Origin of the sequence: Roseibium polysiphoniae, from assembly GCF_014842925.1 — a bacterium.
Lineage (GTDB): Bacteria > Pseudomonadota > Alphaproteobacteria > Rhizobiales > Stappiaceae > Roseibium > Roseibium polysiphoniae.
The window spans coordinates 431,441-447,340 of record NZ_JACYXJ010000003.1 but is presented as its reverse complement, the minus strand read 5'-3'; the positions used below and the strand labels follow the sequence as shown (position 1 = coordinate 447,340).

11 protein-coding genes are annotated in these 15,900 nt (G+C 59.3%); 5 read left to right on the top strand and 6 right to left on the bottom strand.

Annotated elements, in window-relative coordinates:
* Positions 1-74: 74 nt before the first annotated feature.
* The gene (locus IG617_RS09005) at positions 75-395 is read right to left on the bottom strand and encodes a 2Fe-2S iron-sulfur cluster-binding protein (protein WP_192108887.1); all 321 of its coding nucleotides are present in this window, start codon (positions 393-395) and stop codon (positions 75-77) included.
* A gap of 163 nt (positions 396-558) precedes the next feature.
* The gene (locus tag IG617_RS09000) at positions 559-921 is read right to left on the bottom strand and encodes an Hpt domain-containing protein (RefSeq protein WP_192108886.1); all 363 of its coding nucleotides are present in this window, start codon (positions 919-921) and stop codon (positions 559-561) included.
* Positions 922-1,779: 858 nt separating this feature from the next.
* Here IG617_RS09000 and IG617_RS08995 point away from each other — a divergent pair.
* From IG617_RS08995 to IG617_RS08985, 3 genes are all read left to right on the top strand, one after another.
* Complete coding sequence (locus IG617_RS08995; protein ID WP_192108885.1) at positions 1,780-7,131, top strand: apolipoprotein A-IV repeat region-like domain-containing protein; 5,352 nt, start codon at positions 1,780-1,782, stop codon at positions 7,129-7,131.
* 107 nt (positions 7,132-7,238) lie between these two features.
* Positions 7,239-7,946: a DUF930 domain-containing protein gene (locus IG617_RS08990; RefSeq protein WP_192108884.1), complete on the top strand. Its 708-nt coding sequence runs from the start codon at positions 7,239-7,241 to the stop codon at positions 7,944-7,946.
* Between the two features lie 154 nt (positions 7,947-8,100).
* The gene (locus IG617_RS08985; protein ID WP_209008364.1) at positions 8,101-9,108 is read left to right on the top strand and encodes a DMT family transporter; all 1,008 of its coding nucleotides are present in this window, start codon (positions 8,101-8,103) and stop codon (positions 9,106-9,108) included.
* Positions 9,109-9,154: 46 nt separating this feature from the next.
* Here IG617_RS08985 and IG617_RS08980 read toward each other — a convergent pair whose 3' ends face one another.
* Genes IG617_RS08980 through IG617_RS08965 form a run of 4 tightly spaced genes read right to left on the bottom strand, consistent with a single transcriptional unit; the run spans position 9,155 to position 13,791 of the window.
* Positions 9,155-9,760 (bottom strand): ABC-type transport auxiliary lipoprotein family protein, encoded by a 606-nt coding sequence (locus tag IG617_RS08980; protein WP_192108882.1) that lies wholly within the window; start codon positions 9,758-9,760, stop codon positions 9,155-9,157.
* A gap of 59 nt (positions 9,761-9,819) precedes the next feature.
* Positions 9,820-11,814 carry an MlaD family protein gene (locus IG617_RS08975; protein WP_192108881.1) on the bottom strand — a complete coding sequence of 665 codons (1,995 nt, stop codon included), beginning with the start codon at positions 11,812-11,814 and terminating at the stop codon, positions 9,820-9,822.
* Positions 11,815-11,824: 10 nt separating this feature from the next.
* Positions 11,825-12,637 (bottom strand): ABC transporter ATP-binding protein, encoded by an 813-nt coding sequence (locus tag IG617_RS08970; RefSeq protein WP_192108880.1) that lies wholly within the window; start codon positions 12,635-12,637, stop codon positions 11,825-11,827.
* An 8-nt stretch (positions 12,638-12,645) separates the two neighbouring features.
* A complete protein-coding gene (locus IG617_RS08965; RefSeq protein WP_192108879.1) occupies positions 12,646-13,791 on the bottom strand; it encodes an ABC transporter permease in 1,146 nt (381 codons plus the stop codon).
* A 108-nt stretch (positions 13,792-13,899) separates the two neighbouring features.
* Here IG617_RS08965 and dgcN point away from each other — a divergent pair, with 108 nt between their 5' ends.
* Complete coding sequence (dgcN, locus tag IG617_RS08960; RefSeq protein ID WP_192108878.1) at positions 13,900-14,916, top strand: N-acetyltransferase DgcN; 1,017 nt, start codon at positions 13,900-13,902, stop codon at positions 14,914-14,916.
* Positions 14,913-15,899 carry an N-acetyl-D-Glu racemase DgcA gene (gene dgcA, locus IG617_RS08955; RefSeq protein WP_192108877.1) on the top strand — a complete coding sequence of 329 codons (987 nt, stop codon included), beginning with the start codon at positions 14,913-14,915 and terminating at the stop codon, positions 15,897-15,899. The genes dgcN and dgcA overlap by 4 nt, the downstream gene beginning before the upstream one ends.
* Position 15,900 lies beyond the last annotated feature (1 nt).

Below are 15,900 nucleotides of genomic sequence, written 5' to 3'. Positions count from 1 at the left end.
TCATCGTCCGAAACCGACAGACAATCGCCAATGCCTCTCCCGCATCGGCTGAACGTCAGATCGAACGTATTAGATCAGGCCTGCCGTTCCGGCACATGGACAACCAGACCGTCCAAATCGTCGCTGATCTTGACCTGACATGACAGACGGGACGTTGGCTTCACATCATAGGCGAAGTCCAGCATGTCCTCTTCCATCGCCTCTGGCTGGCCGACCTTATCGGCCCAGGCTTCATCGACATAGACATGGCAGGTCGCGCAGGCACATGCCCCGCCGCATTCTGCCTCGATCCCGGGGATCATGTTCTTGATGGCATTTTCCATGACAGTGGAGCCGCTTGGCGCATCCACGTCGGCCCGAGTGCCGTCGGCTGAAACAAAGGTTATTTTTGGCATGATCCGCGTCTGATCAGATGGAAGGGAATGGCTTCCTTTCGACATAACGGTTACCGGTAAAAGGTCAAGGGCAGACAGTGAGCACAATAGCCGCAGGGCTGCTCATTTCAGATGCGCGCACAAGAACGCATCAGGCTGACCAAAGATCTTGAGCGAGAGCTATTTAGCCATCCAAAAGATCTTCAATGTAGCTGTTGGCGTCCGCGACTGCCTGCTTGAGGCTGATCAGGGTCGGATCGTGGTCCGCTGCCAGCTCCGCCTCGATCCCCTCGCAGACGAGAGCGACCTGAAGGGCTCCAACCGCCCGCGCAGATCCTTTCAACGTGTGAATGAGGTCACTGCGCACTGCAGGGGTCATCTCACTGCTGATCCGCGACATCATCGAACGTGACTGCGCCTTGAACATGCGCAGAACTTCCCGTTCCAGGTCCCGGTTGCCGAGTGTGTTTCCGGCCAGAGCGACCAGATCGATTGGAGGTGTCGTGTCCGGGCGGCTTTCCGGCCGCGCCAAAGATGCAATTGCCATCTCTTCTATTCCCCGCATGAGCTGCGAAAAGGAGCGGTCCGCCTCCCCCAGCGAACCGACGCTGAAGATAGAAGTGTGCGCCTTAAGGACAAACGAGCCGTTAAGACGGCAAACTCCCTGACAATGCTGCGCCTTCGAATGCGCGATGTCCCCAATAAAATGAATTAATGGTTAATGCAGATAGCTGCATTTTAACGTTTGGATGCCACCTCACAAAAATGGTTGGCGGAGGATCGGCAAAAACACGCGCTAGTCCTGTGGGAAATTTGGTTAAGAACCCTTCGCGGGTGAGGACGCACCGGCAACTTTTGCACCGGCAGCGGTCAGCTTGCAGACCAGCCAGTCAGGCTTGATTGGATTGGAAAACCAAGGCTCTGCCCATCCCGCAGCGACACAGCTCCTGATCGTCCGTGCCGGAATTTGCCGTCCTTCATCGTCAAAGAGAGGCAATTTCCCGCCCGCCTGATCGAGGCCTTTTTGCAACCAACGCTTTTGTGCAGCGGACGGCACAGCCTTCTTTTGGGATCCGCCTGAACCTGTCTTTTGACCACCCGATGCAGGGGGCCTCGCCTTCGCATTTGCCATTATCAGCCTCCTGTACGTCCTTAAAACGATTGCTGTTTGTTGTTCGTTAGGAGAGAGTGTGCCATTAGGTAATGAGATGCGGCAAGGTGGGGAAAAGGCTCTTTAGCGATATCGCTGGGAGCTGGTCAGCGGCGGCCCCCTTCCGAGCCAGGCCACGAGAAGCATCGAACCCAATTTGCGTGCGGCGCTTCTCAAAGCCAGTGCATTCGAAGGGCGACCCCTATACGGTTGCTTGTCGGATAGTAACGAGTACGGAACTGAGGCGATCCAATCATGGCGAATCCCCCAAAGGTGAAAGATCCTGCGGAAGCGGCACTGTCCGCTGTCGAAGAGGCCCTCAAGCTTGACTTCGGTGGTCCCGATGCGAGCAGCGAGACTGCTGACAGCGCGCCGAGAGCCTCGGCAAGTGACCGCGCGACGTCGACACGTCCTGCGCCCTCGCAAAAGGCTGAGGCCAAGCCTTCTCGCGAGGAAAGCACTCCGAACCGCCGGCGCGGCCGCGGTGGCAGACCACCGGCAGCCAACGATGACCGGCGCAACATCGGCAGCTTGATCTTTTCCCTCCAGCGCCGCCCCTCCTCCGCTCCCTTTTGGGGCGCGCTCGTTCTGTCCGTGGTTTGGGGTCTCGTTGGCACAAGCCTCACCCTTTCCTCTTTCGGCGATCAGCTTTCCGGCATCACCGATCTCGGCACACTGACCAATTCGCCGGCCCTGATCCTCGCCGCTGTCGCCATTCTCGTGCCCATCGCCTTCTTCTGGGTCATGGCCATGATGATCTGGCGTGCGCAGGAAATGCGCATCGTCGCCCGCGGCATGACCGAGGTCGCCCTGCGTCTTGCAGAGCCTGAGGACATGGCCAAGGAATCCATTCTCTCCGTTGGACAGGCCATTCGCCGCGAAGTCTCGGCAATGGGCGATGGCATCGAACGCGCCATAGCACGTGCCAGCGAGCTTGAAGTCCTCGTCCACAACGAGGTCTCTTCCCTTGAGCGGTCTTACAACGACAATGAGCTGAAGATCCGCTCCCTTATCGAAGAGCTCGTCAGCCAGCGTGAGTCCATCGTGATGAACGCCGACCGCGTTCGCGAGACCATCTCCGGCGCGCACGAGAGCTTCGCAGCGCAGCTAACCACCACATCCAGCGAATTCGGCACATCTGTCGATTCCGCGACCGAACGCATGGTTGAAGCGGTCAATTCTCGCGTCAGCGAACTGACCTCCACCGTCGACAGCCGCATCGAGACGCTCAGCAGCAGCCTGTCGTCTTCCGGCAATGAGCTCGTCGAAGCCCTGACCGTTCGCGCTGATGATTATGTCGTTCGTCTCACGACTACTGGCAATGAGCTTGTCGACAATCTGTCGAAGAGCGGCACGGACATGTGGGAGACCCTGTATGCACGGGGCAACGAAGTGAATGAACGCTTCGAGGCAACGGCCAACTCCTTCGTCGAAACGCTGTCAGCTCGCGGCACCGAGATCAACGAGACCCTTTCTAACTCCTCGAATACGGTTGTTGATACGCTCAACCAGAAGGCCGAAGAGTTCCGCACCTCTCTGGAAACCACTGGCGCAAGCGTTGGCGACACGATCAACCAGCGTGGCGAAGAGATCAACGCGAACCTGTCGCTGACCAGCGGCCGCTTGATCGACACGGTAACCGCACGCACCGAGGAGCTGATCGGCACGGTCGATACCCGCGTCACCAGCCTCGATGAATCCCTTGCCGCCACCGGCAATCGCGTCGTCGAAAGCATTTCCGAGCGCGGACAGGACGTCACCAACACGATTTCCGTCAAGGGCGCGGAGATTGTCGAGACCCTGTCCGAGCGCAGCACGGAAGTTGCCGAAATCCTTCGTGGAACCGGCGAATCCATCGTTGTCGACCTGTCCCTGCGCGGCGGCGAAATCGCCTCCAAGCTCGACGAGACGGCTGGATCGCTAACCGAAACCATCACGGTCCGCGGCGGCGAACTGGCAGAGAAGCTCGATACCATCTCCGATCGCATTTACACGGCCATCTCAGTCAACGGCTCCGAGCTGGACGAACGTCTGGCTGCACGTGGCAACGAAATGGCCGCGATCATGGAACAGCAGACCCTCGGCTTCCGTGAGTCGCTCGAGAGCGTTTCCTCCGAGATTACGGCAACCCTCGGCTACCAGACTTCGGAACTGACCCAGAAACTGGCAGACACCGGAACATCGCTGGCGGAACTGATCGGCACGCGTGGTGAGCGGGTGACTCAGGACATCAGCGCTGCCGGCAACCTGTTCTCCGAAACCCTCGAGGTCCGCGGCCAGGTTCTTCAGGAAGGACTTGCAGCACGCCTCAACGAACTCGACAGCATCGTCACCGACCGTGGTGGCCAGCTGGTCGAATCCTTCGACACCAAGACGTTGCTGCTGTCGGAGTCACTGGACTCCCGCATCTCCACTCTGGACAACACCTTTGCCGCGCGCATCGACAACATGGACGCCTCCCTTGGCAGCCGGATCAACACCCTTGATCTGACCCTCGATCAGCGCACCGCGACCTTCGAGGCAGCTCTCGAAACCCGCACAACGCTGCTGTCCGATGCCATCGAACAGCGCACATCGGGCATCACCGAAGCGCTCGAGGAAAAAACCCGGAACATCTCCGAAATCCTCGCGGATCGCTCCGACGCCATCACTGTTCAGCTCGGTGAACGGGTTGAGGCAGCCGGCACCACCCTTGCTGATCGTGCCGAAGAAATCGGCAAGAACCTCAGCGAACGGGTTGATGTTGCTGCCAGCTCCATGGCCGACAAGGCAGAGCATCTGGCAACAACCATGACGGCAGGCACCGACCGGATCGACGAGACCCTGGACAATCGCGCGCGCCAGATCAGTGAAACCCTGATCAGCCGCACACGCGAAATCGCCAATGCCTTCGTCGAGGGCCAGGATGAGATGACCTCCGCCCTGGACAACCGTCTGGCTGAGGCTGGCACGGTGCTGGCGCGCCAGAGCGAACAGCTGACCGACTCCCTGTCCGAGCGCATCGCCGAGATCAATGTCTCGCTGGGCGCGAAGGTCTTCGAAGTCGCCGAAACCCTCGACACACGTGCCAGCCAGCTGGAAACCGTTCTCAACGATCGCCTGGAAAGCATCTCCGGCACGCTGAGCGGCGAAAGCGAAAAGGCACGCGACATACTCACAGGCGTGATTGCCGAAGCTGGCGGCACCCTGTCGTCGGAAAGCACCCGCATGCGGGACATGGTCAAGGAAGCGGTCGAACAAGCCGTCAACACCCTTGCCGAAGAACGCACACGGACCGTTGATCTCGTTTCCGTATCGGTCAGCGATGCGACCGCCAAGCTTTCGGGCGAAGGTGAGCGCATGCGCCAGATCGTTCTTGGCTCTGTTGGCGAAGCCCGAGGCGTCCTTGTCGGCGAAAGCCAGAAGGCAGCCGACGCGATCACAGCCGCGATGGAACAGGCCTCTGGCTCCATCTCCGGCGAAAGCTCGAAGATCCGCGAACTTGTGCTCTCCGCCGTCGCCGACGCAGCCCGTTCGATGGCAGCCGAAAGCGAGAACGCACGCGCACTCTACGTTGGCACGCTTGCTGAATTCTCCGGTTCGCTCACAGGCGAAAGTGAGAAGGTTCGCACAGATCTCTCCCGGACGATCGCAGAGATCTCCGGCAACCTGTCCGCCGAGAGCGAACAGGCTCGCCTCACCCTCGGCAAGACGCTCGAGGAAATCCGTGGCCAGATGTCGGGCGAAGCCGACGTGGTACGCGCACGGGTTCACAACGCAGTCAACGAAGCTGCCGAACTCCTTGCCACCCGCGGCAACGCGGTCGCCAACGAGCTTCTTGAAAAGGCCACAACCTTGAACGAAGCCTTCGGCGCGCAGTCTGGCGAGCTGGCCAAGTTGATCGGCACCGATGGCAATGAACTGATCGCCGCCATTGAACACCGCGCAACCGACCTGACGGGTCGCGTTTCCGAGGTTCACAAGGCAATCCTCGAGGCCATCACGGTCAAGGGTCGTGAAGTCAGCGACAATTTCGCCCAGAACGGTCTGGAAGCCACCCGCTCCCTCGTTGAGGCTGGTGATCGCATCATCGCAAGCCTGAACGAACGGAGCGAACATGCCACCAACATTCTGGTTGATACCAAGCGCCGGCTCGAGGCTGACGTCACAACCATTCTCGACAAGCTGAACGAGTCCAACACGACGCTTCAGGATGTCGTCACGACTGCCGGAGCCAACCTCAATGAGGTTGAAATCAACCTGGGTCGCCGTGCTGGCGAGTTCCGCTCGGCTGTAGATCGTGCGGTTGCCGAGACGACGGTTTCCACCAATGTTATCGGCGATCAGGTTGATGCCCTGCGTACAGTCACGGAGACCACGCTTGCGGATATCCAGTCCCTGACCGCACGCTTTGGCGATCAGGCAGGCGAACTTTCTGCAGCGGCCCGGCATCTTGAGGATACCAACCGCTCGGTCGAAGGCCGCGTTGCAGACCGCAAGACCGCTATCGAGGATGTGGCAGATACGCTGCTGGCCAAGACAGAAGCTGTCGACAGCCTCATGCGTGCCTTCACCAACACCCTGTCGGAAACGCTGGAGACCGCTGACGACAAGGCCCGCGATGCAGCCCGCATGCTCAGCGCAGCCGCAGAGGCAGCCACCAACCAGGTTACTGAGCAGTTCGAATCCATGCGCCTGACAGCGGGCATGGAAGGCCAGAAGGCACGCGACGCAATTCGCTCTGCCCAGGACGACATCATGTCGGAAATGTCCCGGACCGTGTCCGACGCTTCCGATCGGTTCAACGAAGCGGCAACCCGCATGCGTGACGTTGCCCGCGATGTTCACCGCGAGCTGGAAGCAACACGCAACGAGTTGAAGCAAGGCGTACTCAACCTTCCGGAAGAAGCCGAGGAATCGACGTCGGCACTGCGCAAGGTTGTCAATGAACAGATCCGGGCGCTGACCGAGCTGTCCGACATCGTTGCCAAGCAGTCGAATGCACTGGACATCTCACGCCCCCAGGAACGTGCTGCACCAGCACAGGCATCTGCGGCAGCTGCGCCGAGCTACAGCGCTCCTGCACCCGCCGCCACACCTGCGCCTCAGCGAGCAGCTGATCCGCGCCCGGCACCCGCGCAGCGGGCTCCGGTGCAGACGCGTCGTCAGGCACCAGCGGCAGAAACACCGGATGCCGGAAGCAAGGGCTGGGTCTCCGACCTTTTGCGCCGCGCCTCCCGCGATGAAGATCAGGGCGCCAGTGATCCCTCACGCTCCCCCCTTCACACGGTCGAAAGCCTGAACTCGCTCTCAGTCGACATTGCACGGGCGATCGATCACGAGACCTTTGTGGACCTGTGGGACCGCTACAAGCGCGGTGAACGCCATGTGTTCACCCGTCGTCTCTACACGTTGCAGGGTCAGCAGACCTTCGACGAGATCCGCCAGAAGTACGCACGCGACCCTGAGTTCCGCTCAGCAGTCGAACGCTATGTTGCCGACTTCGAGCAACTCCTGTCGCAGGTCTCGCGCAACGATCGAGATAACATGCTTGGACAGACCTATCTGAGTTCCGACACCGGCAAGGTCTACACCATGCTGGCCCACGCAAGCGGGCGTCTCGATTAATCGGGACGACCAGACCAGATTGAAAAAGGCGGGCCATGTGCCCGCCTTTTTTGTGCCCTCATACCTGCTTAGGACAATCTGGAAGCCTCCTGACGGGAACCATCGCGATGGATGTGTCTCGAGATTTTCTTGATCGCGAGCAACTGGAAGCGCCGATCACTGGCATCCTTCTCGCAGTGCTTTTGCACCTGCTCGCCGCCGTGCTTCTTCTGATCTTCGAACGCCACTCACAGAAGCCGCCACCGCCCGTTGCGTCCATGGAGGTTGAACTCATTGACCGCAGCTCACTCCCGACCGATGCACCTGCCGCGACCGCTCTCCCCTCAGAAGCTGCGCCTGAAGATGTGATGCCAAGAGGTGAGCTGGCTCTCCCGGCACCCTCCCCTCCGGCGCGGCGCCGGGATCCTCCTTCATTAGAATTCCCTCCAGATGGCCTGACCCATGCAACACAATTTTATGCCCAAGCGCTTTTGACCTCGCCTCGAGGCGAACAGGCCAGATCGGTGCTGCGCCAAAGCACATCCGACGAACAAATGGTCCAGGTTTGCAACAGCGAAGCAATGGAACAGCTTGCGGCCTCAAATGCGGGCCAGGTTCCGGACAAGGTCATCGCCTATGCGCGCGAGGAGATCTCGCTGAATGGCCTGGACGTAGAGGCGCCCGGCGCTGCAATCAGAAGAGCCGGGCGCTGGTACGAGTTGCACTACAATTGCCGGGTCATACTTGAAGGCTGGGAAGTTCAATCCTTCGCCTACGCCGTTGGCGAGGAAATTCCGCGCTGGCGGTGGGAAGCCCTCAGTTTGCCGTATGACTGACAGCCCGCTAAGCTATCGGCTGCTAAGAGACGAGCCTCTCGCGGCCGCGATCGATTTTGGCAAAATGGACGATCAACAAACCCAATAAAGACATGGGTTCCCGGGTTGTTTCGAGTGGTTTCCGTTCACAACCGGCCTCATTTCGAGATCTCCCTTGACCAAGGCAGGCATCCGGCAAATCCTGAAGATCAATTCAATCGATTCAGCAAGCCTAACGAAGCCCATGACCACGCAGACCTCTTCGCCAGCCGTCGGCCTGGGCATCGCCTTTCTCGGCTTTGCCTTCTACGCATCCCATGACGCCATCACCAAGCATCTGGGCGCCGAGTATTCAGTCTTTCAGATCATCTTTTTCGCGATGCTTTTTGCATTTGTGCCCATGTCCATCATGATGCTCGCAGATCGCAAGACAGACAATTTCCGCCCGGCGCACCCTTTTCTGGTGCTTTCACGCTCGGCCTTGAGCATCGTCGCGCTTTCCTGCGGATTTTATGCCTTCACCGTGCTGCCGCTTGCTGAGGTCTATTCCCTGCTCTTTGCAGCGCCCCTGCTGATCACGGTCTTCTCGATTCCGATCCTTGGCGAAGTCGTTCGGCTGCAAAGGTGGGCAGCCGTTGTCGTAGGCCTTGTCGGGGTGCTGATCGTCCTGCGGCCCGGCACAACGGATCTCACCCTCGGCCACGCTGCTGCCGTTACCTCCGCGTGTGCCAGTGCACTGGCGTCGGTGGTGGTGCGCAAGATCGGTAGTGCAGAGCGGTCTGCCGTCCTGATCCTCTATCCGATGCTGCTGTCCATGCTGGTCATGGGGGCGACCCTCCCTGGCGTCTACCGGCCCATGGAACTGACTGATCTCATGCTGATGGCAGGTCTCGGATTTCTCTCCGTCCTGGCCCAGCTCTGCATCATTGCCGGCTACCGGGCAGCACCCGCCGCAGTCATCGCGCCCATGCAGTACAGCCAGATCCTGTGGGCGACTGTCTTCGGCTTTTTCTTCTTTCAAGAGAGCCCGGATTTTTACGTCGGCGTCGGCTCAGCCGTGATTATCGGATCGGGTATTTTCGTGGTCTGGCGTGAGAGCAGGTCGAACGTTTCGGTCAGAAGTCCGGTGCTGCGGGCCTTTGCGACACGCTTTGCCGTTGCCCCGAACCCGCCAAGAAAATAGGCCGGCGAGCGACGGTCAAACAGCAGGAAGGGCAGGAATGTGCCTGTCAGACTTTTTGCAGGATCCAGCTAGCCATGTCGGAAAACACCTCGTCGGCGGCCGAGTTCAGCGCCTTGACGGCCTGATCGACGCTTGAACCGCCTGACAGGGTTTCTGCCCGAAACACCTGCGTGGCCACCGCACGGCCGTTGCGGTCATTGACCAGCTTGGCGGCAATCTCCACCACGCCGCGATTTGCGCCATCGACTTTCAGCTCAAAGGAACGGATTTCGGTCTGCAGCTGATAGTCAATCAGCAGGCCATCACCAGGGAAACCGACACCGCGTAGACGTCCTGTGCCCTGCAAGGTTTCAACAATCTTGGACTGAACCACATTCGGCAGCGCATCTGCCCAGGCCGCTTGCGGATAGTAGCTGTAGACCGGTCCGTCGTTGACGACAGCGATATAATTGCTGTCGAGCGCCTTCAGCGCACGCGGACGAGGCACGAGAATCTGTGAGCCACGCGCACGGCCTGAGGCTTCGGGCAAGGTCGCTGCGCTCAAACCATAAAGAGCAGAAGGTGCGTTGCCGGCGCATCCTGCAAGCAGGACGCCGCCGCCCAGAAGCGCCAGAACCTGGCGCCTACCAGGTGCATCACTACGCTTTACCATTTTCGCCCCGCCCCTACTCTCGGCACTCTTGCTTGCCCCAGCTTCAATACCGTCATCAATCAGCGCCGCCGTCCACCTGTATAGGTCGGCACCTCGTCGCCGCCGAAGATGATCCGGTTCGGACTGCGATCAAAGTTTTCGACCGCACGCTGGATAGAAACCAGTGTGCGATTGATCTGCGACATCGCTGCCGCAAAATCCGAAGACCCCTGATTGGCAAACTTGGACAAGCCACCTGCAATCGAATCCGCCCTACTTTCGAACGCACTCGCCACTTTGCGAATGGAGGTCGCCGCCTTGGTCGCTTCCACGATCAGGCCCTCTCCATCGCCTTCGACCATGGTACCAACCTGATCGACGATGCTCTGAACACGCACAGATGTGGCATTGAGCGTCGCGGTCATCTCCTTGGCGTCGGAAATGATCTGATCCACATCAGGTGTCCGCTTCTGCAGGTCAGCCGTCATCTTCTCGACGTTCTGGGCAGCCGTACGCGCGGACACGATCATCTGGTCGATGCTTTCCTTCTGACCGGACAGTCCTCCGGTGACAGTTTCGACCGATCCGACAATGCTGGAGACTTTCTGAGGATCGACAGCCCTCAAGATGCCGTCAGCTCCCTTGAGCGTCTGCGTGAACTGTTCCGCCGCGACCCGAACATCGTCGACAAGAGCGATGATCCGGTCGTCTTCGTCTCGTACGGTGGCAGAAACCTGTTCGAAGTTCTGAATGGTCGAGTTCGTCGCCGCAATGATCTCGTTGATCTGGTTTTCCTGCGCCTTGATGTTGGCAACAATGCTCGACGCATTGTCGACAGCGCTGCCGACCTTTTCGGGATCAACCTTCGCCACGATCGCATCGACCTTGGCCAATGAGGTGTTCAGATCTCGCGTGAGCGTGTCCACCGAAGCAACCACGCTGGCCACCGTCGCAGGATCAACCGCAGCAGCGATCTCGACACCACGGGCCATGAGCGTGACGACCTTGCCCATGACGTCGCGGCTGCTGGTCAGAACGCTGCCGATATCGGCATCATGTTCGCGGATGGTGTCGGACACCTGCGCCAGGTTCTCCATCGTCGTCGTCGAAGCGACAATGACTGCATCCAGCTGAGGCGTGCGCTTTTCAAGCATTTCGCCAAGCGCAGCCGCCCCCTTTGCGACCTTGTCGACATCCGCCGGGTCGATGGCCTGGACCAGTTTCTGGACATCCGACAGGCCTGAATTCAGACCTGCGGTAAATGTCTGTACCTCGCTCATGGCCGACTGCGCATCGTTCATGATGGAATCGATGCCGTCGCCAGCCTGACCCAGGCTCGCGCTGAATTTCTCGAGGTCAGTGACGATCGCCGTGACCTTGTCGGAGGGCACTGCCGCGAGGATCCGCTCACCCTCGACAACAAGCCCTTCCATACGCGTGGACAGCTTCGAAACCGCGTCGCTCACACTCGCCATGCTGGCCATGAAGTCGGAAATGCCATCGGAATTGGAGGCGAGCGCACCCGAAAACGTCTCGATGTTCTGGACCGTTTTCCCGATCGCAGGGCCGTTCTCTTGCAAAAGCTCATCGATCGTCGACATGGTCGATTCGGCTTTTGTCAACACATCCCGGGCACCGCCGACGATGTCGTCGAACAGCGACCGCTCGGCCTTGATGGTCGGCACCTCATCAGAACCGGGATGAAGCAACAGCGGCGCATCGAGGCTGCCACCGTTGAGATCCACGTAGGCGACGCCGGTCAAACCGGTAAAGTTCAAAGTCGCAACCGTGTCGTCGCGAAGTGGCGTCGTCGGCTTCACCCGGACAGTCGCGATAACAACCTTGGGATTGTCCGGGTCGAAATCCAGGGAGCTGACATCCCCGACCTTGATCCCGTTGAAGAGCACCTGTCCGCCAACCGGAAGACCGGTCACCGGAGCTGGAAAGACAATCTTGAGAAAGACGTTTTCGCGGGATTCCGCCGTTGCGGCCAGCCAATAGACGAAGCCGAACGCACTCACCAGCGTCGCCATCATGAAGGCGCCGATGATTATGTAGTTCGCGCGCGTTTCCATTCGTCAGCCTTTAAAAGCGGCGCAGGGCACGTTCACCCCGGAAATAGGACATCACCCAAGGGTGCTCATTCTTCATCATTTCATCAATGGTGCCGATGACCAAAACCCTCTTCTCACCCAGCACTGCGATCCTGTCACAGATCGAATGAAGACTGTCGAGATCATGGGTCACCATGTAAACCGTCAGTCCGAGCGTTTCGCTCAAGTTGGCAATCAATTTGTCAAAGGCCGCCGCTCCAATCGGATCAAGACCCGACGTCGGCTCATCCAGAAACACCAAATCAGGATCGAGTGCAAGGGCACGCGCCAGGCTGGCACGTTTTACCATACCGCCCGACAATTCCGACGGAAATTTGTCTGCCGCATCCTGGGGCAGACCGACAAGTTCAAGTTTCAAACCGGCCAGTTCGTCCATCAAACGCGGCGACAGATTCAGATGCTCCCGCATGGGCACCTGAATGTTCTGTTTGACGGTCAGCGACGAAAACAGCGCGCCTTGCTGGAACAGCACGCCCCAGCGGCGTTCAACGGTCTTCCGCTCCTGCTCACTGGCCTTGGCAAGGTCGTAGCCAAACACCTTGATCGTGCCTGTGCGCTTCGGCGTCAGCCCCAGGATCGCGCGCATGAGAACGGATTTGCCTGTGCCCGAACCGCCGACGAATCCAAGGATTTCGCCTTTTCGAACATCGAGATCCAAATCCTGGAGAATGATCTTCGGGCCGAAACCGACCGTCACGCCACGCGCGGACAGGAGAATGTCTCCATCATGCTCGATTGAGGGCACACCGTGGACCTTCTGATCTTCGGCAAACTGTTCACTCATTTGACGCGTCAGATCCCGATGGAGGCAAAGAAGATGGCAAAAAGACCATCAACCACGATAACCAGAAAAATCGCCTTCACAACCGACATGGTCGTATGGCGCCCGAGAGAATCCGACGAGCCGGCAACCTTGAGGCCTTCCACACACGCGATCAGCCCGACGATAAGCGCCATGAACGGCGCCTTCACGAGCCCCACCATGAGCGTTTCCATCGTGATCGCCTCGTGCAACCGTGCCAGGAACGCCGCCGGCGGAATGTCCAGATAGGCCCAGGACACAAGGCCGGAGCCAAACAGCGACGCAAGATCGGAGACAAAGGTCAGGACCGGCAAGGCCAGCATCAACGCAAGAATGCGCGGCAGAACCAATACCTCGGTGACGCTCAGGCCGATCACATGCAAAGCATCGATTTCCTCGCGCATCCGCATGGAGCCAATTTCGGCGGTGAAGGCTGAACCGGACCGTCCGGCGACCATGATCGCTGTCAGGATCACGCCGATTTCGCGCAGCACGAGAATACCTGCAAGATCAACCACATAAAGGTCAGCACCAAACTGCCGCAGGTAAAAGCCGCCCTGCTGCGACACGATCGCGCCAATCAGGAAGCTCATCAAGGCGACGATCGGAACGGCACCGATACAGGACTTGTCGAACTGCACCGCAACCGAAATGCCGCGAAGCCGCTTCGGCTGGAAGACCACCGTCGCGATGACCATCCCGAGCGAACCCAGGATGTGCAGCATGGCGAGCGCATCCAGCCAGATGCCTTCCATCTGGCGGCCGGTGTTCTCCAAAAAACCGAAGATCGAAAACTTCCGCTTTTCCGGCGTCCAGCGCGGCGGGTGATGTTGGTCCAGCTCATTGAAAAGCGATTTGCGCTTCTCATCCAGACCCGAAATCTCCACTCGGCGGCCGCCGAACTCAAGAGATCCACGAAGCCGATGCACAAGCCACGCGCCGGAGGTGTCGATATTATCGATACCGCCAGCATCGATACAGGTGAGCTTTTCCTTAGAAAACTGCAGGCTCGTCAGAATCGCTTCAGCCGCCGATAGGGTGTTGATTGCCCAGTCGCCGCTCAGCTCAATCCTTTGAACCCCTTCATCCGTAACGACTTTACCGCCAGGAGGAGTATTTTTCTCCAAGAATGCCATTCCGGACGATCCAACCCCTTGCCGCTCGCTTCCACTCCCTCGTATACCTTGCGAAGGAGTTCATCGTCCAGCCGCCTCCCCGGCCGGATCTCACCTGGAGCCCAATTCATGAAAATCGAACATCCCTACCTCATGTTCCTCGGTGATGTGCCCGACGCACTCGCGGCCAAGACAGCGACTGGTGTGGTCGACTGGCGCAAGGACTGGTGCACCGGACAGCTGCGCCTGCCGGGCTGCGCTGCCGATACGGGACTTCCGGACATTTCGATCGCCGAAGCCAAGGAGAAGGGCACCAAGACGATGGTCGTCGGTGCCGTAAACGCTGGCGGCCGCCTGCCCGATCATTGGGTGGCCTCAATCGTCGAAGCACTCGACGCCGGCCTAGACGTGGCAAGCGGCCTGCACGTGCGTCTTGGCAGCATTCCCGAGATCAAGGAAGCGGCCGATCGAAACGGCTGCAACCTTTTCGATGTCCGTCAGAACACCGAGACCTTCGCGACCGGCAAGGGAACCAAGCGTTCCGGCAAGCGCATTCTCGCCGTTGGCACCGACTGCTCCGTGGGCAAGAAATACACTGCCCTTGCCATGGACAAGGCCATGAACGATCGCGGCTATAAGAGCAGTTTCTGCGCAACAGGTCAGACAGGTGTCTTGATCTCAGGCCGCGGTGTTGCACTCGATGCCGTAATTGCCGACTTCATTTCTGGTGCCGCTGAATGGATCTCTCCTGCAACCGGCGAAGACCAGTGGCAGATCATTGAAGGCCAGGGCTCGCTCTTCCATCCCTCCTTTGCAGGCGTCACACTTGGCTTGCTGCACGGTTCTCAGCCAGATGGCTTCATCGTCTGTCATGAACCCACCCGCACGACGATGCGCGGCGTGCCAACACCCCTCCCAACTGTCCAGCAGGTCATCGACCTGACGATCCAGTGCGGGCAGCTGACCAACCCGGACATCCGCTGCATCGGCATCGCGGTCAACACATCTGCCCTCGGCGAAGAAGAAGCCAAAGCCTATCTCGCCAAGGTTTCTGAAGACCACAACGGTCTGCCTGCAACCGACCCGGTCCGCTTTGGCATGGAGAATGTTGTCGACCGCGTGGCGTCCGAATTTGGTGCGCCATGACCCGGTCACTCGACATTCGAACAGAAAGCTTTGAAATGGCAGGAGGCGGCTTTGCCATCTCACGTGGCCGCCGCACCCATGCCGAGGTGCTGGTGGTCACCCTGCGCGACGGCGGGATAACCGCACATGGCGAGTGCGTTCCCTATGCGCGTTACGGCGAAAGCCTTGAAAGCGTCAGCGAGCAAATCCTCGCCGTAAAGGCTCAGCTGGAAGCCGGCATCGGCCGTATGGCGCTCCAGTCCGCCATGCCAGCAGGCGCTGCGCGCAATGCCGTCGACTGCGCCCTGTGGGACCTCGAGGCCAAAAGTTCTGGAAAATCGGCAGCCGAAATTGCCGGTCTGCCGCCACTGAAGCCAGTGACCACCGCATACACCTTGAGCGTGGAGACACCGGAGAAAATGGCCGAGGCAGCCGCAAAGGCAGCACATCGACCACTTTTGAAGGTCAAGCTCAAGGGCATTGGTGACGATGAGCGGATCGCTGCCGTGCGCACCAACTCTCCCGACTCGACCCTCATAGTCGATGCCAACGAAGCCTGGGACGAAAGCTGTTTCGAGGTAAACATGGCAGCCTGTCAGGCTGCAGGCGTTGCTCTGATCGAGCAGCCGCTGCCAGCGGGCAAGGATGACATGCTGGCCGAAATCGAGCGACCGGTCACAATCTGCGCTGATGAAAGCCTTCACACGAGCAAGGATCTCGAAGGCCTCCGCAACCGCTATGACGCCGTGAACATCAAACTCGACAAGGCCGGCGGTGTCACCGAAGCGCTGCTGATGGAAGAGAAGGCAAGAGCACTCGGCTTCAAGGTCATGATCGGCTGCATGGTCGGCACGTCGCTCGCAATGGCCCCGGCCACGCTTGTGGCCCAAACAGCCGACTTTGTCGATCTCGACGGCCCGCTTCTTCTGGCCAAGGACCGGAAACCGGGCCTGCACTTCGAGGGCAGCACCATGCATCCGCCAAATGCAGAGCTTTGGGGCTGAA

Coding starts and splice junctions, on each gene's coding strand:
- IG617_RS09005 (WP_192108887.1), bottom strand. CDS start 395: ATGCCAAAAATAACCTTTGTTTCAGCCGACGGCACTCGGGCCGACGTG.
- IG617_RS09000 (WP_192108886.1), bottom strand. CDS start 921: ATGGCAATTGCATCTTTGGCGCGGCCGGAAAGCCGCCCGGACACGACA.
- IG617_RS08995 (WP_192108885.1), top strand. CDS start 1,780: ATGGCGAATCCCCCAAAGGTGAAAGATCCTGCGGAAGCGGCACTGTCC.
- IG617_RS08990 (WP_192108884.1), top strand. CDS start 7,239: ATGGATGTGTCTCGAGATTTTCTTGATCGCGAGCAACTGGAAGCGCCG.
- IG617_RS08980 (WP_192108882.1), bottom strand. CDS start 9,760: ATGGTAAAGCGTAGTGATGCACCTGGTAGGCGCCAGGTTCTGGCGCTT.
- IG617_RS08975 (WP_192108881.1), bottom strand. CDS start 11,814: ATGGAAACGCGCGCGAACTACATAATCATCGGCGCCTTCATGATGGCG.
- IG617_RS08970 (WP_192108880.1), bottom strand. CDS start 12,637: ATGAGTGAACAGTTTGCCGAAGATCAGAAGGTCCACGGTGTGCCCTCA.
- IG617_RS08965 (WP_192108879.1), bottom strand. CDS start 13,791: ATGGCATTCTTGGAGAAAAATACTCCTCCTGGCGGTAAAGTCGTTACG.
- dgcN (WP_192108878.1), top strand. CDS start 13,900: ATGAAAATCGAACATCCCTACCTCATGTTCCTCGGTGATGTGCCCGAC.
- dgcA (WP_192108877.1), top strand. CDS start 14,913: ATGACCCGGTCACTCGACATTCGAACAGAAAGCTTTGAAATGGCAGGA.